Source organism: Nocardia sp. FBN12, assembly GCF_050320175.1.
Lineage (GTDB): Bacteria > Actinomycetota > Actinomycetes > Mycobacteriales > Mycobacteriaceae > Nocardia.
Genome location: NZ_CP190048.1, coordinates 1,213,148 through 1,233,389, shown reverse-complemented (window position 1 = coordinate 1,233,389; position 20,242 = coordinate 1,213,148). Strand labels below are relative to the sequence as shown.

Here is a 20,242-nt window from a genome sequence, read left to right as displayed (position 1 = left end):
AACGCCGCGTCAAATCGCCTGAACAACACCGCATTCCCGCAGGTCACGGCGGTGCGCTCAGCCGCTGCGCCGGCCTGAATCACACGCATGTGACTCAGGCCTCCGCAACGTTGTCAGGCTATCCGATGTACGCCCGCCATGTTCTTCTTTCCGCGTCGCAGCACCAGCCACTCACCGTGCAGGTAGTCGGCATCGGACGGAGTCCATTCGACGTCGCTGACCCGCTCGTTGTTCACCGACGCACCGCCTTCGTTGACTACTCGACGGGCCGCGCCCTTGCTCTCGCACAGGCCCGACGCGACGAGCAAGTCGACGATCGTGTTCGGTTCACCCGGCACCACCTCGGCGACCTTGCCGTCGACCGCGGCTTCGCGCAGCGCGGCGCCGAGCGTGGACAACGGAAGTTCGCCGAGCTCACCGCGACCGAACAGGGCATGGCTGGCCAGTTCCGCCGCGCGGGTCTCGGCCTCACCGTGCACCAGCGTGGTCATCTCCGCGGCCAGGCGCTTCTGTGCCTCGCGCGCGAACGGACGCTCCACCGTCGCCTGCTCGAGCTCGTCGAGTTCTTCGCGGCTCAGGAAGGTGAACCAGCGCAGGTAGCGCACGACATCGGCGTCGGCGGTGTTCACGAAGTACTGGTACCAGGCGTAGGGGCTGGTCAGTTCGGGGTCGAGCCACAGGCTGCCGCCGCCGGTGGACTTGCCGAACTTCTTGCCGTCGGCCGAGGTCACCAGCGGCACGGTGAGCGCGTGCACGTGCGCGCCGTCGACGCGCCGGTTCAGTTCGACGCCTGCGATGATGTTGCCCCACTGATCGGAGCCACCGACCTGCAGCGTGCAGCCGTGCGCGCGCCGCAGCTGCACGTAGTCGTTGGCCTGCAGCAGCATATAGCTGAATTCGGTGTAGGAGATGCCGTCGCCTTCGAGCCGCCGTTTGACGGTGTCGCGAGCGAGCATGACGTTCACCGAGAAGTGCTTGCCGACATCGCGCAGGAAGTCGACAGTCGACAGCGGGCCGGTCCAGTCCATGTTGTTGACGATGACCGCACCGGTCGGCGACTCGTCGAGATCGACGAACCGCTCGAGCTGGCCCCGGATGCGCTGTGCCCACTCGGCGACGGTGTCGGTCGAGTTCATGGTGCGTTCACCCACGTCACGTGGGTCGCCGATCATGCCGGTCGCGCCGCCGGCGAGCACGATCGGCCGATGCCCGGCCAGCTGGAAGCGCTTGAGCGCGAGCAGCGGGACGAGGTGGCCGGCGTGCAGGCTGGCGGCGGTCGGGTCGAAGCCGGCATAGAGCGTCAGGGGCGCGGCGGCCGCGGCGGCGCGCAGCTCGTCCAGGTCGGTGGACTGCGCGATCAGGCCGCGCCAGGTCAGTTCGTCGAAGATGTCGCCGGTCACGCTGACCCATCTTTCCGCATGCGGTCGGTCAGTCGTGTGCGCGGGTTATCCAGGCGAGCAGATCGGCTTCGACCTCGTCCCGATTGGTTTCGTTCAGCACTTCGTGGCGGGCGTCCGCGTAGACCTGGTAGGTCAGGTCGTTCAGGCCCGCGTCGCGATAGCGCCGCACGAGCAGGTCGGACAGGCGGAGCTTGTCGTTGAGCGGGTCTTTGTCGCCGACCATCACGTAGATCGGCAGGTCGGCGCGCACGGTGCTCGGATCGGACAGCCGCGTCTGGGCGTTGGCGGCGAGCAGGCCCATGTTGGCGTCGTCGATGGCGAAACCGCACCAGGGGTCAGCGTTGTAGGCGTCGACCTGGGCTTCGTCGCGGCTGATCCAGTCGGCGTCGGTGCGGGTGGGCTGGAATTCGGCGTTGAAGAAGCCGATCAGGTCACCGCCCGCGGCCGCGATCTCGCCGAACAGGCCGTCGACAGCGGTGGTGCCACTCAGGACGACCTGGTCGACGAGGCCGGAGTGGTCGAGCAGGTACTGCTGCACGGCGAACGAGCCGAGGCTGTGGCCGATCAGGGTGACGGGCAAGCCGGGATGACGTTCGCGCAGGATCTCGGTCAGGGCGACTTCGTCGGCGACGAGCAGGTTCCAGCCGTCGGGGCCGAGGTCACCCGGCACGGGACCCATGCTGAGTCCGTGACCACGGTGGTCGTCGGCATAGACCGCGAACCCGAGGCCCGCGAGCCGTTCGGCGAGGTGACCGTAGCGGTTGGAATGTTCGCCCATGCCGTGCGCGATCTGCACGACGCCGCGCGGCTCGGTCTCGGTGGGGAGCCAGCTCCGCACGTGGATCGTGCTGCCGTCGCTGCTGGGGAAAGTGAACACGGGCGCTCCTGCTCATACGGGCTAGACGTGGTCTTCGATCGTCGCACCTCGGAGGGATTCGCCCTATTGGATTCGCAGACGAGATCGGCTGGATGATCTTGGCTCCGCAGCCGAACACCGCGCACCGATCGACCATCTCGGCACGCCGATGATCGCCGGAACCCTCGGGGCTCCGGCGATCGTCAGCGTGTCGAGTCGTGGCTCATCGCACCAGCGCGGCGATGGTGGCGCGGCGTTCGTAGGCGATCCAGGCGAAGATCGCGGCCAGCACCAGCGGGAAGATCGCCATCGCGGGCTTGTCGGCGATGAAGGCCTGCGTCGCGGCGGCGAGCACGGTGAGCACGGAAAGGCCGACGGCGGCCAGGCCGGACAGGCGCGGCACCATCAGGCCGATACCGCCCGCCACCTCCACGACTCCGATGAAGATGAGCAGCGCGAGGGGGATGGTCAGGTTCGCGGGGGCGTTGTCCATCAGGGTGTTCGGGATGACGAGTTTCGGTCCGCCCGAAGCGATGACGAAGAACAGGCCGAGCACGACCTGCAGGGTCCACAGGACGCGGTTGCGGATCTTGCCGGGGCGGTAGGTGGCGGTGCCGGAGAAGTGTGCGGTGTGGGTCGCGGTGGTCATGGTTTCGTCCTTCGGTCGGTCGCACTGGGTCGGTAGCGCGTTCAACAGATAGGACGGCGCCTCGCCCGCGAACTCATCGCTGTCGGCGAGGTCATTTCGCAAAAGCGGTGCTACGCCGTCGGCTCGGCCGCTCGGGGGCTGCGACGGTAGACCGAGACGGCGGGCGAGGCCGGTAGCCAGAAACGCCAGGGGATCTCGGCGGCGAGGCTGACGCCGACTCGCGGGCCCGCGGCGATCTCGGACGGTGCAACGGGCGGATTCAGTTCCAGGCGCAGCGCGGAGAAGGGGTCGAAGAGTTCGGTTCCGTAGTCGGACAGGCTGATACCGAGTGCGCTGCCGACATTGCCCGGTCCTCGCGCGAGGTCGACGTCCTTGCGGGCGGCGGGCCTGCGTTCGCGCGCGATGTCGATGCCATCGACTACTTCCGCCGCGCGAACGAGCACCGCACCGGCCTCACCGTCGTAACCACCGGTCACGTTGACACACAGGTGGATTCCGTAGGAGCGATAGACGTAGAGGCGTCCGGCCGGGCCGAACATCACCGCGTTGCGGGCCGTCGGGCCTGGCCACGAGTGCGCGGCCGGATCAGGCCATGGGCCGCCGGGGTCGCTGCCGTATGCCTCGACTTCCACGATGCGCAGCGCCACCGGGCCCGACCACAGGATCGCGCCGAGCAGTCTGCGCGCGGCGCTCGGCGGATCGACGGCCAATTCCTGGGCGGACACAGTCGCCATTGTCTCCTACTGGCGCGGGCGATTGCGGGACCGGCCTCGGCGCGCTCGCCGCCACCGAGTTCGAGCGCGGTCCGGTAGCCGATGGCCGCTCAGCCGAGCAGGCCAGTGCCCTGGTGGAGCCCCGCCAGTTTGGCCGGGTTCACCTGGAATCGCAGGTTCTGGATGTAGCCGTCGACCAGATCGAAAGTGAAGGCGGCGCCGGGGTTTCCGGCGAAGGACGCCAGTGCGCCGAGCTCGCCGTTGATGTCGGCGGCGCTGAGTTCGAAACCCGCCGACGACGGTTTGGCCAGGACGCCGAGGATCCAGCGGGCGACATGGTCGGGGCCGTGCAGGGGACGGCGCGCGGCGGTGACCACGCCGCCGCCGTCGGACCAGCACGTGACGTCAGGGGCGAGCAGGTCCATCAGGGCGTTGAGGTCTCCGCCCGCGCATGCGGCCATGAACTGGGCGGTGACCTGGGCACGAGCGGATTTGTCGGTGTCGAATCGTGGACGGCGGGACTGGACGTGGTTCTTCGCGCGACGCGCGATCTGACGCACACTCGCCTCGGGGCGGTCGAGGGCTTCGGCGATCTCGGCATGCGAGTAGCCGAACACTTCACGCAGCAGGAACACCGCGCGTTCGACGGGCGTGAGGGTTTCCAGCACGACGAGCATGGCGGTGGAGACGGTGTCGGCCAATTCGGTGTCCTCGGCGATGTCGGGCGAGGTCAGCACCGGCTCGGGCAGCCAAGGGCCGACATAGCTTTCGCGGGTCGCGCGGGCGGAGGTGAGACGGTTGAGCGAGAGATTGGTGACGGTGCGGACCAGGTAGGCCTTGGGATGGGTCACCGTGGCATGGTCGGTGTCGTTCCACCTCAGCCAGGTGTCCTGCAGGACGTCCTCGGCGTCGGTGACCGTACCGAGCATGCGGTAGGCGGTCGCGAACAGCAGGCGACGATGTTCGAGGAACGGATCCTGATCGGGCCGAGGACCTACCATGTCGCACGCTCCGTCACTGTGGCGAATCGGTGGGAGCCGAGGTGGACCGGCGCCCGCTCGGCGGCGAATCACTCACGCGACAGCGCGAGTGACCTTGCCACCCTTGGACAATTGCACGTTCATTGTCATCTTCTTGCTGGCCTTGAAGGTCGGAACCGGGCTGCTGCTGACCAGCTCCTTGTAGATGCGCGCGGCCCAGCCGGTGAGGTAGAGGCGGCGCGGGGTGTCGTCGGCGTCGGTGAACTGGATGACGCCGTCGCGGCGGCCGAGGCTGACGGGCTGGTGGAAGTACCCGAAGCGGAACGGCCGCACCTTCTTGCCGCGTAGTTCGGCGGCGATCGCGTCGGCGGTGTAGGCGGCGGTGGGTAGGCCACTCTGGCAGGTGCCGTGCACCTGACCCCACGCCTGGCGGACGGCGGCCGCGTCACCGATGGCGTGAATCATGGGGTGCGACACCGACTTCAGCGTCGGATCGACGACGATGAGGCCACGTGCGTCGGTCTCGATACCCGCCTCGGCGGCCAGCGGCGAGACCCGCACGCCGGTCGTCCACAGGGTCAGGTCGGCGCCGATCACCTTGCCGTCGGCAAGTTCGACCGCGCCGGGCCGCACGGTGGCGACGCGCACACCGAGCTCGCGAACGATGCCGAGCCGGTCCAGTGCCTTGTTCAGGTGCGCGCGGGCCTTGTCACCCATCATCGCGCCGGGCTCCCCCGAGCTGATCAAGGTGACGCGCAGACCGGGGTGGCTTTCCGCGATCTCGGTCGCGGCTTCGATGCCGGTGAGGCCACCACCGCAGATCGCAACGCAAGCACCCTGGGCGGCGAAAGTGGCCAATTCACTGGCGAATTCGTGGGCGAGGCGCGGGTCGTCGAGCGTGTGGGCATGTTCGGCTACGCCGGGAACCAGGGTGGTCTCGGCGGTACTGCCGAGGGCGTAGATCAGTTCGTCGTAGGCGAGTTCGCCGGCACCGGCTACGTGGACGCGCTGAGCGGCGGTGTCGATCGCGGTGACCCAGCCCTGCACGAATTCGACGCCGGTGCCGTCGAGGATTTGCGGGATGTCGTGGTGGGCGAGTTCCTGACCGGCGGCGATCTGGTGCATCCGCAGCCGCTCGGTGAAGCGGGCCGACGGGTTGACCAGGGTGATCGCCACATCCAGCTTCCTGGTGCGCCGGGCGAGGCGGATCGCGGCCAGCATGCCGGTGTAGCCGGCGCCGAGGACGACGATGCGGTGCGTGGTGGTGGTCATTGCGGCACTCCTTGTCGGTGGGATGTTCATGGGACAAAGCAGCCCGCCGAAACGTGACAACTCGAATGGTGATCCACATCACGCCTTGCCGACCTGGGGGAAACCCTGAAATCCACGACCAGGAATCAGGGGCGAACCGGGAACGCTCCCCGATGTGACGCGTCATTCGCGTCCCTACCGTCGAGGCATGGCTTCTCCCCTGCGTCGGCTGCGTCGCATTCTGCTCGGCGCGTGCGTCCTCGTCGTCACCCTTGTCATCGCGATCGCGGGCAGTGTGGCGTGGACATGGACCAGCGCCGATGTCTCCACGGTCGGCACCACGGAATTCACTCAGCCACTGCGCATTCCGCCCGTCGCCGATTCGACGGTCGATGCCACCGGCACCCGGGTGTTCTCGCTTGATATGCGGACCGGGACAACGGAGTTCGAGCCCGGGCGGGCCACCGAGACCTGGGGTTTCAACGGCAGCTATCTCGGGCCCACCGTGCGCGCGGCCCGTGGCGAACGCGTGCGGGTCCAGGTGCGCAACCAACTCCCCGAGGCGTCGACGGTGCACTGGCACGGCATGCACCTGCCCGCCGCCATGGACGGCGGACCACACCAGATGGTCGACCCCGGCGCGTCGTGGACGCCGGAATGGACTGTGGCCCAACCGGCTTCGACCCTCTGGTATCACCCCCATCCACACGGTGCGACCGAGGACCACGTGCGGCGCGGCCTGGCGGGCATGTTCCTGATCGACGACGCGCCGAGCGCGCGACTGCCGCTGCCGCACACCTACGGCGTGGACGACATTCCGGTGATCGTGCAGGACATGCGCTTGCGCGACAGCCGCCTCGACGGCACGCACGCGATCTTCCGCGATATCGGCTTCCTCGGCGACCGCACCATGGTCAACGGCACCCGGTCCCCCTACCAGGAGGTCGGTGACGAACTGATGCGGTTGCGCCTGCTCAACGCCTCGACCGCACGGATCTACACCTTCGCCTTCGACGACGCCCGTCCGTTCGCGATGATCGGTTCCGACGGCGGCCTGCTCGAACGCCCCACCACCCTCGATCGCGTCCGGCTCTCACCCGGCGAGCGCGCGGAGATCGTGGTGCGGATGAAGCCCGGTGAGCGCACCGTGCTGCGCAGCGAGAAGCTCGAGGCGGGGCTCGACTTCTGGTCCGGCCGGTTCTCGGGCGCTGACGACACGTTCGATGTGCTCGAACTGCGCGCCGCGCCGACGCTGCGCCCGTCCGCCGCACTGCCGCAAACCCTTGTGCCGCCGTCGATTCCCGACGGCACCGACTCGGTCGCCGAGCGCCGGTTCGACCTGACCCTGGCCGGTATCAACGGCAAGCGTATGGACATGAGCCGCATCGACACCACCGTCACCCGAGGCACCACCGAGACCTGGGTTGTGCGCAACGTCGACGGCATGCCGCACAACTTTCATGTCCACGATGTGCAGTTCCGGGTGCTCGACTACGACGGTGCCCCGCCCCCGCCCGAGCTCACCAGCGCCAAGGACACCATCTTCCTCCCACCGAATACGGCGGCGACGCTGGCCCTGCGCTTCGACGGGCCCGCCGATCCGACGACGCCGTACATGTATCACTGCCACCTGCTGTGGCACGAGGATGTCGGGATGATGGGCCAGTTCACCGTCGTCGAACCAGGTCAGCAGGCCGCGACACCCCCGGGACACGCCCACTGGCCTTGCCACATCGACGCTATCGCGCTAAATTCATCACGTAGTGAATTCAACACTCGATGAATTGAGGCGACCATGTCGCACACCGCACCGCCGCCGATCGCCGTCCAGGTCGCGGACCTGACCGTCAAGCGCGGCAAACGCACCGTCCTGCACGGCCTCACCCTGGACATCCCGCGCGGCTCGATCACCGGCCTGCTCGGCCCGTCGGGCTGCGGGAAGACCACCCTGCTGCGCAGCATCGTGGGCACCCAGCTGGTGGAATCGGGCACCGTCACCGTCCTAGGGCAGCCGGCGGGGAGCGCCGGGCTGCGCCGGCGGGTCGGCTACGTCACCCAGGCGCCGAGCATCTACGCCGATATCAGCGTCCGCGACAATGTGGCCTACTACGCCGCGCTCTACGGACGCGACCGTGACGACACCGAATCCGCGCTCGTCGCAGTCGGTTTGGCCGATCACGCGGATCAGCTCGGCGATCAGCTCTCGGGTGGGCAGAAGACCAGGGCATCGCTTGCCTGCGCGCTCGTCGGCAAGCCGGAACTCCTGGTGCTCGACGAACCGACGGTCGGCCTGGACCCGGTGTTGCGGGTGGAGTTGTGGAAGCAGTTCCGCGAATTGGCCGCGGCGGGAACGACTTTGCTGGTGTCGAGTCACGTGATGGACGAGGCCGAACACTGCGACAAGCTGCTGCTGATGCGCGAGGGCAACCTGCTCGCCCAGCTCAGCCCCGACGAACTGCGCGAGCGCACCGACGAACAGAACCTCGAGGCCGCTTTCCTGACCTTGATCACGATGGGAGAGCACGCATGACCACTCTGCGTCCCTATACCGCCACTACCGGCCGGATCCTTCGCCAACTGCGCAACGATCACCGCACCGTCGCGATGATCCTGGTGGTGCCCGCCCTGCTGATGACGTTGCTGTACTTCATCTATCAGGACGCACCGCGCCCGCCGCACGCCCCGCTGACAATGTTCGACCGGGTCGGCATCACGATGCTCGGGATCCTGCCGTTCATCGTGATGTTCCTGATCACCGCGATCGCGATGCAGCGCGAACGCACCTCGGGAACCCTCGAACGGCTGCTCACCACGCCGCTGAGCAAGCTCGATCTGCTCGCCGGGTACGGCAGTGCGTTCTCCCTCGCCGCCGCCGCGCAAGCCGCGGTCGCGTGCGTGGTCGCGTTTTGGCTGCTCGGGTTGAGCGCCGCGGGCAGTCCGGGCTGGGTCATGCTGATCGCGATGGTCGACGCGGTGTGCGGCGTCGGGCTCGGCCTGCTGGCCAGCGCGTTCGCGCGCACCGAGTTCCAGGCCGTGCAGTTCATGCCGGTGATCGTGGCACCGCAGATCTTCCTGTGCGGGCTGCTGGTTCCCCGCGACCGGCTGCCCGGCTGGCTCGAGGCGATCAGCAATGTGATGCCGTTGAGTTACGCGGTGGACGCGCTGCAGCAGGTGTCGATCCACGCGGAGCCGACGGGCACGATGTGGCGCGATATCGCCGTCGTCGCCGGATTCGCGGTAGTGGCGCTCGGCCTGGCGGCGGCTACTCTGCGTCGACGCACACCGTAGTACCAAGGAGAGGATCGAAGATGAGTGACGGCGAATCCGGTTCCGGCGCAGCGAAATCCGGGCGCACCGGGCGCAGGCCGGGCAATGCCGACACCAAGCTGGCGATCCTCGACGCCGCGCGGGTCCGCTTCGCCGGCGCCGGGTTCGACAAGACCTCGATCCGCGCGATCGCGGCCGATGCCGATGTCGACCCGGCGCTGGTGCACCACTATTTCGGCAACAAACAGCAGCTGTTCGCGGCCGCGGTGGACTTCCCGGTCGACCCGGACGCCACCCTGGGCGCCGTCGACGCCGCCCCGCTCGACCAGCTCGGGCAGACCATCGTGCGCGCGGTCGTCACGGTATGGGACTCCCCCGCCGGACCCGGCATCGTGGCCATGGTTCGCAGCATCTTCGCGGGCGGCGATCAGAATCTCGCGCGCTCGTTCCTGCTTCAGGTCGTACTGGAGCGGGTCCGCGTGCGCATCGCCACCGCGGAGGACGACGGTCGGGCCAGGGTCGCGCTGGCCGCGTCCCAGATGGTCGGGGTACTGACAGCCCGCAAGATCATCGCGCTGGAACCGCTGGCCTCGATGCCGATCGATGCCGTGGTCGATGCCGTGGGTCCGGCCGTCCAGCGCTATCTGACCGGTGACATCGATACCGGCAGTTGGTGATTCAGCGCGACGTCACCCGCGCGATGGCCGGTGGCACATCGCGCAGGAACGCCAGTGGACCACGTGGGCCGATCAGGATTCGGCGACGAAGAATTCGTGTTCGGCGTCGCTGACGTCGCGGGCCTCGTCGATCAACAGCACCGGGATGCCGTTGTCGATCGGGTAGGCGCGCCGCAGACGCGGGTTGTAGAGCACGCTCACATCGGCTTCGGTGCGCACCAGCTGCAGCGGGCCCTTGTCCTGGGGGCAGGCCAGCAGGCTGAGCAGGGTTGCGTCGATGGTGGATTCGTGCGCCATGTGCCTAACCTACCCGCGCCCGCCGGAACGAGATGTAGCGGTGTCCGAAGAAGCTGAGCACCGCGACCAGACCCATGACGATCACCGAGGTGGGCGTGGCGGGGAATCCGAGGACGGTGACCGCGAGTTCCACCAGGATCACGTTGAGCACCATGCCGCCCGCGTTGACCCCGCAGAACGCGAGGAAGTCGCGTAGGAGGTGGCCGTGGACCCGGAACACCAGCGTGCGATGCAGCACGAACGCGACCACCGTGCTCACCGCGTAGGCGGCGACAACAGCCAAGCCGGGCCTGCCGTCGCCGAGCACATGCAGCCAGAACACGACCAGCGCCATGCCGAGCAGCGTGTTGAAACCGCCGACGATCGCGAACGCCAGCTCCTGACGTTTCACGATCCGCAGCAGCGGACCTGGGGTCTCGAGCACACCGCCGACCGCCTCGGTCGTCATCGCACCGCGTCCGCGAGCGCGGCGTCGTCATCGGCGATCGACTCCGCCGCCGGCGCGTCGCGCTCCTCGTCATCGGGCTTGCGTCCGCGCACGTACAGCCACTGGAACACTGCGAGTCCGAGCAGTCCGAGGCCGATCGCGGCGCCACCGATCTTCCAGCCCGGCGGCCGCCAGGTCAGCTCGAGATCGCCGTTCTTCGTCCCCGCCGGAATGTCGACGGCGACGAAACTCTTCGCGACGACCTTGAACGGGATGTCCTTGCCGTCCAGACTTACCCGGTAACCCGGCCAGCCCAGCCGCGCGAACACCACGCTGCCACCGGCCTCGGAGCTCACGGTGACCCGGCTCGTCGTATCGCTCTCGGCGGTCGAGACCGCGGTCGCGTCCTTGACCGCCGAGATCCGGCCGTTGCGGGTGGAGATCAGCCCGTCCTCGCGTTCGAGGACCGAGATGTAGTTCTCGTGGCCGGGGTAGTCGACCCATTTCCACCCCGCGGGCGCGGGCTCGGTACGGGCGGCGGGGTAGAGCGCGCGTTGCAGGACCACCCGGTCGATGTTCATCAGGTCGACGACGGTTTTGCCCGTCGACGGCTCGACCGCGAACGCGCGGCGGTAGGCGTCCGGGCACACGCTGGTGTCCCAGCGCATGCAGAGCATGTCGCCGAACCAGAAATGGCCGTTCGGGGTGTAGCCGCTGACATAGGTGCGCTCGATGTCCTTGGCGTAGTTGCCGAACACCAGCGAGCCGTAGGCGCCGTCGAGGGTGCGCTCCCCCGGCTGGATGAGTGCGCGATCGCCGAGCTGCAGCGTGGTCCCCGCGAACTCCGGGAACGCCGCGCGCGCCGCGGCCCGGTCGCTGGGCAGATTCCAGCTCATCGGCGTCGGCTGCGCCCGCTCCACCTGCACATAGGCGATCGGGGACACCGCGATGATCGCCAGCGCGACCGCCGCCGAGATCCCCTTGTTCACCGCCAGCCACACCAGCGCGGCCCCGAGCGCCGCGATGGCCAGCGCGGCGATCACATGCGCGATCCAGTTGTGCGGGTCGGCCGAGAACGACCGCACCCACAGCAGTCCGATCAGCACCGCCGCCGCGATCCCCCGCGCACGCCAGTCCTTGAAGGTCGCGAACCGCCCGAGCAGCACACACACCAGCAGCAGCAGGCCGAGCGCCACCATCGGCAGCACCCGGGCGGGCCAGCGCAGCGGGCCGATCGTGCCGGGACCGGCCGTCCACATCAGCGCCGCGATCGCGAACAGGCCGATCCCGCTGAGCTCGCGCCAGGCCGCGCGCGCTTTGCCCCAGTCGATGAACGCCAGGGCCGGAATCAGGAACCAGGCGATGTAGACCACCGGCAGCGGCTGCACGTAACCCCACCACGAGGTGAAGGCGGGCAGGGTCGAGGGCAGGCTCGCGTTCAGCGATTCCGACCACGGCACGGTGAGGAACATGTCGTTGTTGATCTGGGCGGTGCCACGCCAGGTGACCTTCGCCGACAGCATGCTCGGCAGGTAGGTCGCCGCGCCTGCCAGCGCCGCCAAGCCGGCGACCATCAGCAGTTTCAGTGACGGGCGCCAGGTCCGCTGGTAGATCAGCTCACCGACCGCGACCGCACCGATCATCAGACCGGCCTCCACCGCCGGGAAAATGTACTGCACCGAAATCGCCAGGTAGAGATACACGAACACCGGGATCGGCCCGCCGCGACCACGCGAGTAACGAACGCCCGAAGCCCACGCGTGCACCATCCACGCGGTGCCGGTGAAGGCAGTCATCCAGCTGGCCTCGTCGAAGAACAGCAGCCAACCGGTGAACGGGATCGAGACACCGGCCAGCGCAGCCCACTGCACGCGCGAGCCGTAGGCCAGGCAGATCCGATACACGCCGAGGCCGAGGATGATCGCGAAGATCAGCTTCACCACGGTCGCGTACAACACCAGGTTGTCCACCGAGGGTGCGATCAGATCGATCAGCAGCTGCGGCGGATTCAGCAGGCCCGCTTCCTCGATCGCGTAGTTTCCGGCCATCCAGTGCTCGGGCACCATCACCGGCAGATCACCGTTGCGCAGCCGGTTACCGAGCATCACCCACAGTGGGACGTACTGGGATTCGGTGTCGTCGGTATAGAAATGCCGCACGTTGGCGAGGAGAACCGCACCATAGCCCGCGATCACTCCGAGGGAGGTGATCAAGCCCCAGATATAGACGGAACGACGGGACGGGGTTCTACTTTCCACCACGAGGAACAGACCCTACAGGCACAAGCCCCGACTGGCACCGTCGCACAGCGGGATCGCTACCACCGACGTGTCACGGCCCGGTGTTAAAGTGCGCACACTGTTGGATCAATACCTTCGATATACCGAAAGTGTCCGCCGATGCCGATACCGTCCGCACCTCTGTCCAGGCCCGGCACTGTCGTGCGTGCGGGCGCGCCCGAGCGCAACGGGTCGAGCCCGGTGCATTCGGTGTCGGTGGTCGTCCCGGTGTATCGGGGCGAGGAAACGATCACGGCGCTGGTCGCCGAGCTGGACCGGTTGACGGGCCCGAGCACGACGGTGGCGGGCGCCCGATTCGCGGTCGAGGAGATCATCCTCGTGCACGACAACGGTCCCGACCGCTCCGACGTTGTCCTGCAGGAGTTGGAAGGCTCCTTCCCGCAGGTGCGCGCAGTCTGGTTGAGCCGCAACTTCGGTCAGGACGCGGCCACTATCGCCGGGATGGCTGCGGCACAGGGCGACTGGATCGTCACGATGGACGAGGACGGTCAGCACGACCCCGCGTTCATCGCCGATTTCCTCGACGCGGCGCTGGCCTCGCGCGCGGACCTGGTCTATTCGAAACCGTCCAACACCCGACCGCACGGCTTCCTGCGCAATCTCACCTCACGCGGCGCCAAGATCGTGCTCGCGACGGTGTTCGCGTTCCCGGATTCGACCCGCTTCGAGAGCTTCCGGCTGATCCGCGGTGACATCGGCCGTCAGCTCGCCGAGGTCGCGGCCAACGGCGTGTACCTGGACGTGGCGCTCACCTGGGTGGTCGGCAACGCGGTGTCGGTGCCGGTGGTGCTGCGCGCGGAGGGGCGCGAGGAGTCCGGCTACAACTATCGCCGCCTGTTCTCGCTGTTCTGGAAGATGGTGCTGTGCAGCGGCACTCGCGGTCTGCGGCTGGTGAGCATGCTCGGGGTCACCCTCGCGCTGGCCGGGGTGATCATGGCCGCGGTCGTCATCGTGCAGGCTTTGACGCAGGACAATCATGATCCCGAGGGCTGGGCGTCGATCATCGTCGTCATGCTGCTGTGCTCGGGCGCGATGCTGTTCTCGCTCGGTCTGATCGCCGAGTATCTCGGTGTCGCACTGCATATCCTGGTCGGCAAGCCGCTCTACCTCACCGTGCAGACCCCCACACCGCGCCCGGATACGATGCATGCGCCGGCCGTGAACCATCGAGTCGACGCCGCGGTACCGGCAGCCGCGACGGAGAAGGGCCATCGCGCGTGAGCGACCGCATCATCTTCAGCAGGCCGTTCCGCGCTGCCGCTGAACGCCCCAATCTGATGACCGTGCTCGATTCCGATCACAGTCACGGCGACGGTCAGTTCACCAAGTCGGCGACAGCGAAGATCAAGGCCATCACCGGCGCCGATCACGCGCTGCTCACCACCTCCTGCACACACGCACTCGAATTGGGCGCGCTGCTACTGGAATTGGGGCCTGACGACGAGGTGATCGTCCCCAGCTTCGCGTTCACCTCCGCGGCCACCTCGATGGCCTTGCGTGGCTCGACCTGTGTGTTCGTCGACATCGACGAGTCCACCGGCAATATCGACCCCGCCGCCGCGGCCGCCGCGATCACCGACCGCACCAAGGCGATCGTGGTGATGCACTACGGCGGTGTGGCTGCCGACATGGAGCCGCTGCTGGAACTCGCGGCTCAGCACGGTGTGGCGATCATCGAGGACAACGCGCACGGCCTCGGTGGCACCTGGCGCGGCAGGCAGCTCGGCACGATCGGCACCCTCGGCACGCAGAGTTTCCACGACACCAAGAACGTGCACTGCGGTGAAGGTGGCGCGCTGCTGCTCTCGGACGAGATCCTGATGGGTCGCGCCGAGATCATGCGGGAGAAAGGCACCGACCGCGCTCGCTTCCTGCGCGGCCAGGTGGACAAGTACTCCTGGCAGGACATCGGTTCCAGCTACCTGCCCAGCGAACTCAACGCCGCCGTGCTCGACGCGCAGCTGGCCGAATTCGACACCATCCAGGCCAACCGCCACCGTGTGTGGGACACCTACGCGGCCGCGCTACCCGCTTGGGCCGCGCGCAACGACGTGCGTCCGATGACGGTGCCCGCCGACTCGGGCCACACCGCGCACCTGTTCTACCTGCGCATGCCCACCGAGGACAGCCGCGACGGCATCATCGCCCACCTCGCCGAACGCGGCATCGTCGCGCCGTTCCACTACATTCCGCTGGATTCGAGCCCAGCGGGCCTCAAGTACGGCCGCACCCCGGTGCCGTGCACGCGCTCGGCGAACTTCTCGGCGACGATCGTGCGCCTGCCACTGTGGCCGTTGCTCAGCGAGGCTCAGCTCGGCCGTGTCGTCGACGCGGTCACCGAATACCAGGTGTAACAGCGCTGCCACTACCTCGGCCGCCGACCATCGCTTCGCGGAGCCTCAGCCCTTCGAACGAAAGTCGCTGCGGTGCAGGCGCGGCGGAACCGGCGGTCTCGTGCGAAAAAGGCCGCCCGGTTTCGCCGGGCGGCCTTTTTCGCGCGATGAGCCGCGGCTGAGTCGGCCGCGGGTCAGCTCCCGCCGAACAACGTCGCCGCTGCCGCGTCCGAGAGCACCTCGTAGGTCTCGGTTTCCCGGTTGTAGATCCAGGTGCCCGGCCCCGCCTTGGGCAGACCCGCGGCCTGCACCGCCGACGCCGAGGGGCGGAAGCTGGAACTGCGCGGGATCTCGTCGACGACGTACACCAGGTCCGGGCGCTGGCCGCGCTCCAGCCCGCGCATCGCCTCGGTGACATCGCCTGGTTCGATCCGGAACCCGCGGCGCACGCTCAGCGCGGCCGCGGCGATGATGCCCGCGGGCGTCTTCAGCCCGAACGCGACCTCCATGTCGACCGGCGTGATGTCGTTGAGGACGTCCACGATCGGCTGGGTGAACACCGGCCCGCGTGCCGTGCGGATCACCGTGTCACGGCGGTCGACCAACCAGTAGTCACCGTCGCTGTCACGCCGGAACAGGTTCTCCGTCGGCCACCAGGCGTCGCCGGCCCGGAACACACCGCGCAACCCGCCGTCGGAGATGTCGCCACCGTCGACGGCCTTGCCGAGCAGCAGCCCGGGTTCGTTGTCGGCGCAGCGGCGGGCGAACCCGTCGTCGCCGACGAGGATCTGCTCGCTGACCGGGTCGTAGGCGACCAGTTCGACGCGCGCGGTGCCGGGCACCGGCCTGCCCTTCGACCCGATCTTGGCGCCGGTGACATTGGCCAGCACCACGTCACCGTCGATCGAGGCGTAGAACTCGAGCACCCTGGCCGGGTCGAACTGTTCGACGGTGCGCCGCCACAGACCGGCGGGCATCCCGGAACCGATGAACAGCCGGATCGGATGGTTGTGGCCCGCGGGGAAGACCTGTGAGTCGAGCAGGTCGCGCAGCATGGTCCAGGTGTAGGTGACGACGGTGACGCCGTAACGGTGCACCTCTTCGGCGAAGCGGCCCGGGTCCATGTCCCTCGGCCTGGCCAGTGCGATCCGGCTGCCGCCCGCGATCGCCCCGCCGAGGCTCACCAGTAGCCCGGACGAGTGATGCAGTGGCGCAAGGCAGTACACGGTGTCGCGACGATCGAGGTCGGCCGCGCTCGCGGTGCCGAACGCCGACAGCGCCCAGCGATGGTTGGTGATGTACTTCGCCTCCAGGCGCTCACCGGAGCCGAGGACGAGCACGAACGCGAGTTCACGCGCCAGACCCGGGTTCGGCCGGTACCACGCGGGCACCCGAACTGTCGCCGGGTCGATCTGCTCGAGGTCGATCACCCGATCACTGGCAGGCACGGCGAGCCGGCGCGCAACGCCGCCACCGAGTACGAGCACTCTGGCGGCGGTCGCGGCGGCCGCGCGCAGGTTCTCCGGGTCGGTGATCAGCGTCTGCACGCCGGTCAGGTCGATGGCCCGGTCGAGTTCGGCGCCCGGTGCGAGCAGCACCGCGACGGCACCGATCCGCGAGAGGGCGGCGACCGAAGCCAGGGCACTCGGACGCGTCTCCATCATGATCCCGACGCGCATGGCGGGCCGGATACCGACGGAGATCAGGCCGCGCACCACATTGTCGACGCGTTCCTCGACGGCGGCATTGGTGTGTACCCGGTCGTCGAACAGGACCAGATCCTTCTGCGGCGCGCGGCTCGCGTGCTCACTGAGCAGTTTGCCGAGCGAGATGCGGGTGTGCGGCTGGATCATCCCGAGCCGGGTCAGCCGGGGCAGCGCCCGCGCGGCCTCGCCTGCCATTTCGAGCGAACCGCGAATCGTGTTGCCCGCGATGCCTTCCAGTGCCTTGCCCACGCCCGCGCCCGCCTCGGCCAGCCCGGCCGCGGTGTGCACCATCCGGGTGGCGGCGGTGCGCGGCGCGTTGCTCGCGACGTGTTCCTGCATGGGCACGATCTGCTCGGGCAGCGTGCCGTTGCCGTCCATCCAGGCGATCCAGTCGCACACCATCGGCCAGGTGTGGTTGGTAGCCGTCGAACCGGCGACGAGCCCGAAATGGCCTGCCACCAAACTCGCTTCGTACACCTCGGCATTGGGCGCGGCTCGCACGATGCCACGCACCGCGGCGGGCTGACCGATATCGTCGACCTCGCCGACGAACGCCAGGATTGGGCACTTCAGCTCGGCCAGCGACACCGGGTGGTCGCGAATCACGAAGCCGCCGAGCATCATCCGGTTGTGGGCGACGAACTGCTTGAGCAGATCGGCCACCGCGGGACCCGAATACCCCACCCAGCCTTCGCTGTTGAGGAAGCGGCGCTGACGTTCCTTGGGCAGCAACGCTTCCCGGTCGTGCAATTGCAGCAGGAAGTCGATGCGCGACTTGGCGGTCTTCACCGGGTCGAGCATCTGGAAGCCGATGCGCACCATCGACTCGGTGATCGGCAGCCGGTGCATCACATGGTCGGCCAGGAAGTCGGCGACCTCGGAGACCACGCCGTAGGGCAGCCCGAACGGCATACCGTTGACGATGTCGACGGGACTGCCGAAGGTGACGATGGAGGCCACGCCTTTGCCGTAGCGGTAAGCGGTGGTCTGGTAGGCGAACATGCCGCCCTGCGAGTACCCCATCAGGTGCAGCTGGGCGCCGGTGGTCTCACAGACGGTGTCGATGGCCGAGTTCACCGCCAACACGTGGTCGGCCAGATCGCGCTCCCAGCCGCCTTCTTCCGTCGCGGGGGAGCCGAAATCGATGACCCAGCAGTCGATTCCGCTGGCGTGCAGGATGCCGACCGCGCCGCCCGCCGCGTTCACGTCCCAGATGTCGGCGTTCACCATCAGCGGCGGTACCAGCAGCGCCACCGGACGACCTGGCGTCGTGTCGTCGGGGAAGTAGTGCCGTAGCCGATACATGCGCCGACGCTCGACGACCTCGAAGGGCGAGGACTCGACATCGTGTGACAACCCGCCGAAGCGGATCACCTCCAGCCCGTTCTGCGCGGTAGCCAGCAACCGCTGCACCGAACCGACCACACCTTTTGGACTGATATCCACCGTTCCCACCTGGCCCTACCTGCTCAAAGTGACACACCTCACACACCCCGATGTGCTCATATGAGCTTGCCACACCGGACCTCCATTATGTGTCGGCTGTGACAGGCCGCATGTTGCGGCGATTCACCTCACATCGGGCGATTGGTCGATGGTGGCGGCGTGCACCGCCGCGATGAGGCCGAGCAGCAGTCCGTCGACGATAACGGCCTCCGCCTGTTCGCGGTGTCGATCCACGGACCATCTCCGGACACCGCTGTGTCCGCAATCGCCTCCCGCACAACGGTTCTCCCGGTCATCGCCATGTTTTCCCGAATGTGTGGCGCGCGGCCACCGTGACCCCCTACCATCATGGGAGTCCGGAACGTACTGACGCACATCAAGTTTCGTGTAACACCGTTTCACACGCCCGGTTATTCGGCGCAGGACCATTCGCTTCGCACTGTTACCCACCCCCAAGCCTGTCGCGCACTGTCGCGCCACACAGGTCGATCGGCCGTGCCGATTTCCGTCCCGAGGTGAGGACATATGCCATGACCATCGAAATGCCATTGCCCACAGACAATTCCGTGCGCAAGAGCCTGAGCACCACGGCCGCGCAAAAGCTGACACACACCACCAAGTCCGAACCGCAGATGCAGGGCATCAGCTCGCGCTGGCTGTCCCGCGCCCTGCCATGGGTCCAGGTCGCGGGCGGTATCTACCGGGTCAACCGCAGGCTCACCCATACCGTCGGCAACGGCGAAGTCGAATTCGTCGTCGACGGATCGAGGGCCAGGGTGATTCCCCAGGAATTGCGCGAACTCCCGCCGCTGCGCGATATCGACGACGACCAGCTCCTGCGACCACTCGCGGACAATTTCGTGCAATACGACCTCGATCCGGGCACGGTCGTCGCCGAATTCGGCAATCCGATGGATCAGGTGATCCTGGTCGTCCACGGGAAACTCGCCCGGCTCGGCTCCGGTGAGTACGGCGAGTCCACCAAACTCGGCATGTTGTCCGGCGGTGACTACTACGGCGAGGAAATGCTCACCGACCCCTCGGCGATCTGGCCGGACACGGTGAAGACTGTCACCAGAACCACCATTCTCTGCCTGCCGAGACAACAATTCGAACAATTCCTCGAGCAGAATCCGGAGCTGGAACAGATCCGCGCCGAAGCGGCCCAGCTGTCGAGCCGGATCAAGAACTCCAAGGGCGAAGCCGATATCGAGATCTCCTCCGGGCACTCCGGCGAACCCCTGCTCGAGGGCACCTTCGTCGACTACGACGCCAGCCCGCGCGAGTACGAACTCAGCCTGGCCCAGAGCGTGCTGCGGATCCACACTCGCGTCGCGGACCTGTTCAACGATCCGATGAACCAGGTCGAACAGCAGTTGCGGCTCACCGTCGAAGCCCTCTACGAGCGGCGCGAATACGACCTGGTGAACAACCCCGAATTCGGTCTGCTGCACAACTGCGATCTCAAGCAGCGCATCACCACCGAGGCCGGAGCGCCGACCCCCGACGACATGGACGAACTGCTCAGCATGCGGCGCGGCACCAAGTTCCTCCTCGCACACCCGAAAGCGATCGCCGCGTTCGGCCGCGAATGTTCGCGCCGCGGACTGTATCCCGATCCCGTGGAGTACCAGGGCCATCGCGTGCCCGCCTGGCGGGGAGTGCCGCTGCTGCCGTGCGGCAAGATTCCGGTCAGCGACACCCAGACCACCTCGATCATGGCGATGCGCATCGGCGAGAAGGATCAGGGCGTCGTCGGCCTGCACCAGACGGGCATTCCCGACGAATACGAGCCGAGCCTCAATGTCCGGTTCAAGCAGATCGACGACCAGTCGATCATGTCGTACCTGGTGAGCTGCTACTACTCCGCGGCTGTCCTCGTTCCCGACGCACTCGGCGTGCTCGACGACGTGCTCGTCGCGCGCCGGGCCGACTGATCG

The 20,242-nt window shown here is 67.6% G+C and carries 17 protein-coding genes; 7 read left to right on the top strand and 10 right to left on the bottom strand.

Annotated elements, in window-relative coordinates; translation table 11 throughout:
- Window positions 1-113: 113 nt before the first annotated feature.
- The 6 genes from tyrS to ACQHI0_RS06150 all read right to left on the bottom strand — a co-directional run bounded on the left by tyrS (window position 114) and on the right by ACQHI0_RS06150 (window position 5,870).
- Complete coding sequence (gene tyrS / locus ACQHI0_RS06175; protein WP_427906954.1) at window positions 114-1,400, bottom strand: tyrosine--tRNA ligase; 1,287 nt, start codon at window positions 1,398-1,400, stop codon at window positions 114-116.
- 28 nt (window positions 1,401-1,428) lie between these two features.
- Window positions 1,429-2,277 (bottom strand): lysophospholipase, encoded by an 849-nt coding sequence (locus ACQHI0_RS06170; RefSeq protein ID WP_427906953.1) that lies wholly within the window; start codon window positions 2,275-2,277, stop codon window positions 1,429-1,431.
- Between the two features lie 202 nt (window positions 2,278-2,479).
- Window positions 2,480-2,905, bottom strand: coding sequence for a DoxX family protein (locus ACQHI0_RS06165; RefSeq protein WP_427906952.1), 426 nt, complete (start codon window positions 2,903-2,905; stop codon window positions 2,480-2,482).
- Between the two features lie 110 nt (window positions 2,906-3,015).
- Window positions 3,016-3,639: a DNA-3-methyladenine glycosylase gene (locus ACQHI0_RS06160; RefSeq protein WP_427906951.1), complete on the bottom strand. Its 624-nt coding sequence runs from the start codon at window positions 3,637-3,639 to the stop codon at window positions 3,016-3,018.
- Window positions 3,640-3,728: 89 nt separating this feature from the next.
- Entirely contained in the window at window positions 3,729-4,619 is an 891-nt protein-coding gene (locus tag ACQHI0_RS06155) for an RNA polymerase sigma-70 factor (RefSeq protein ID WP_427906950.1), read from the bottom strand.
- 72 nt (window positions 4,620-4,691) lie between these two features.
- On the bottom strand, window positions 4,692-5,870 hold the full coding sequence (locus ACQHI0_RS06150) for an NAD(P)/FAD-dependent oxidoreductase (protein WP_427906949.1): 1,179 nt from the start codon (window positions 5,868-5,870) through the stop codon (window positions 4,692-4,694).
- Window positions 5,871-6,057: 187 nt separating this feature from the next.
- On the opposite strand from ACQHI0_RS06150, the gene ACQHI0_RS06145 reads away from it, so the two are divergent.
- From ACQHI0_RS06145 to ACQHI0_RS06130, 4 genes are read left to right on the top strand one after another with little or no spacing between them, the layout of a single operon-like run.
- Window positions 6,058-7,632: a multicopper oxidase family protein gene (locus tag ACQHI0_RS06145; protein ID WP_427906948.1), complete on the top strand. Its 1,575-nt coding sequence runs from the start codon at window positions 6,058-6,060 to the stop codon at window positions 7,630-7,632.
- Between the two features lie 12 nt (window positions 7,633-7,644).
- Window positions 7,645-8,379 (top strand): ABC transporter ATP-binding protein, encoded by a 735-nt coding sequence (locus ACQHI0_RS06140; RefSeq protein ID WP_427906947.1) that lies wholly within the window; start codon window positions 7,645-7,647, stop codon window positions 8,377-8,379.
- Window positions 8,376-9,137, top strand: a complete 762-nt coding sequence (locus ACQHI0_RS06135) for an ABC transporter permease (RefSeq protein WP_427906946.1) — start codon at window positions 8,376-8,378, stop codon at window positions 9,135-9,137. The genes ACQHI0_RS06140 and ACQHI0_RS06135 overlap by 4 nt, the downstream gene beginning before the upstream one ends.
- Window positions 9,138-9,157: 20 nt before the next feature.
- Window positions 9,158-9,793 (top strand): TetR family transcriptional regulator, encoded by a 636-nt coding sequence (locus ACQHI0_RS06130; RefSeq protein WP_427906945.1) that lies wholly within the window; start codon window positions 9,158-9,160, stop codon window positions 9,791-9,793.
- Between the two features lie 72 nt (window positions 9,794-9,865).
- On the opposite strand, the gene ACQHI0_RS06125 is transcribed toward ACQHI0_RS06130, so the two are convergent.
- The 3 genes from ACQHI0_RS06125 to ACQHI0_RS06115 are packed head-to-tail and all read right to left on the bottom strand — an operon-like array spanning window position 9,866 to window position 12,775.
- On the bottom strand, window positions 9,866-10,090 hold the full coding sequence (locus ACQHI0_RS06125; RefSeq protein WP_427906944.1) for a Trm112 family protein: 225 nt from the start codon (window positions 10,088-10,090) through the stop codon (window positions 9,866-9,868).
- A gap of 4 nt (window positions 10,091-10,094) precedes the next feature.
- On the bottom strand, window positions 10,095-10,538 hold the full coding sequence (locus ACQHI0_RS06120; RefSeq protein WP_427906943.1) for a GtrA family protein: 444 nt from the start codon (window positions 10,536-10,538) through the stop codon (window positions 10,095-10,097).
- The gene (locus ACQHI0_RS06115; protein ID WP_427909096.1) at window positions 10,535-12,775 is read right to left on the bottom strand and encodes a hypothetical protein; all 2,241 of its coding nucleotides are present in this window, start codon (window positions 12,773-12,775) and stop codon (window positions 10,535-10,537) included. The genes ACQHI0_RS06120 and ACQHI0_RS06115 overlap by 4 nt, the downstream gene beginning before the upstream one ends.
- Before the next feature lie 222 nt (window positions 12,776-12,997).
- Here ACQHI0_RS06115 and ACQHI0_RS06110 point away from each other — a divergent pair, with 222 nt between their 5' ends.
- Both ACQHI0_RS06110 and rffA read left to right on the top strand, forming a co-directional pair.
- Window positions 12,998-14,038: a glycosyltransferase gene (locus tag ACQHI0_RS06110; RefSeq protein ID WP_427909095.1), complete on the top strand. Its 1,041-nt coding sequence runs from the start codon at window positions 12,998-13,000 to the stop codon at window positions 14,036-14,038.
- Entirely contained in the window at window positions 14,035-15,171 is a 1,137-nt protein-coding gene (gene rffA / locus ACQHI0_RS06105; RefSeq protein ID WP_427906942.1) for a dTDP-4-amino-4,6-dideoxygalactose transaminase, read from the top strand. The genes ACQHI0_RS06110 and rffA overlap by 4 nt, the downstream gene beginning before the upstream one ends.
- Window positions 15,172-15,344: 173 nt before the next feature.
- Here the strand turns inward: rffA and ACQHI0_RS06100 are convergent, their stop codons facing one another.
- Window positions 15,345-18,302, bottom strand: a complete 2,958-nt coding sequence (locus ACQHI0_RS06100; protein ID WP_427906941.1) for an AMP-binding protein — start codon at window positions 18,300-18,302, stop codon at window positions 15,345-15,347.
- Between the two features lie 530 nt (window positions 18,303-18,832).
- Here ACQHI0_RS06100 and ACQHI0_RS06095 point away from each other — a divergent pair.
- Window positions 18,833-20,239: a family 2B encapsulin nanocompartment shell protein gene (locus ACQHI0_RS06095; RefSeq protein ID WP_427906940.1), complete on the top strand. Its 1,407-nt coding sequence runs from the start codon at window positions 18,833-18,835 to the stop codon at window positions 20,237-20,239.
- Window positions 20,240-20,242 lie beyond the last annotated feature (3 nt).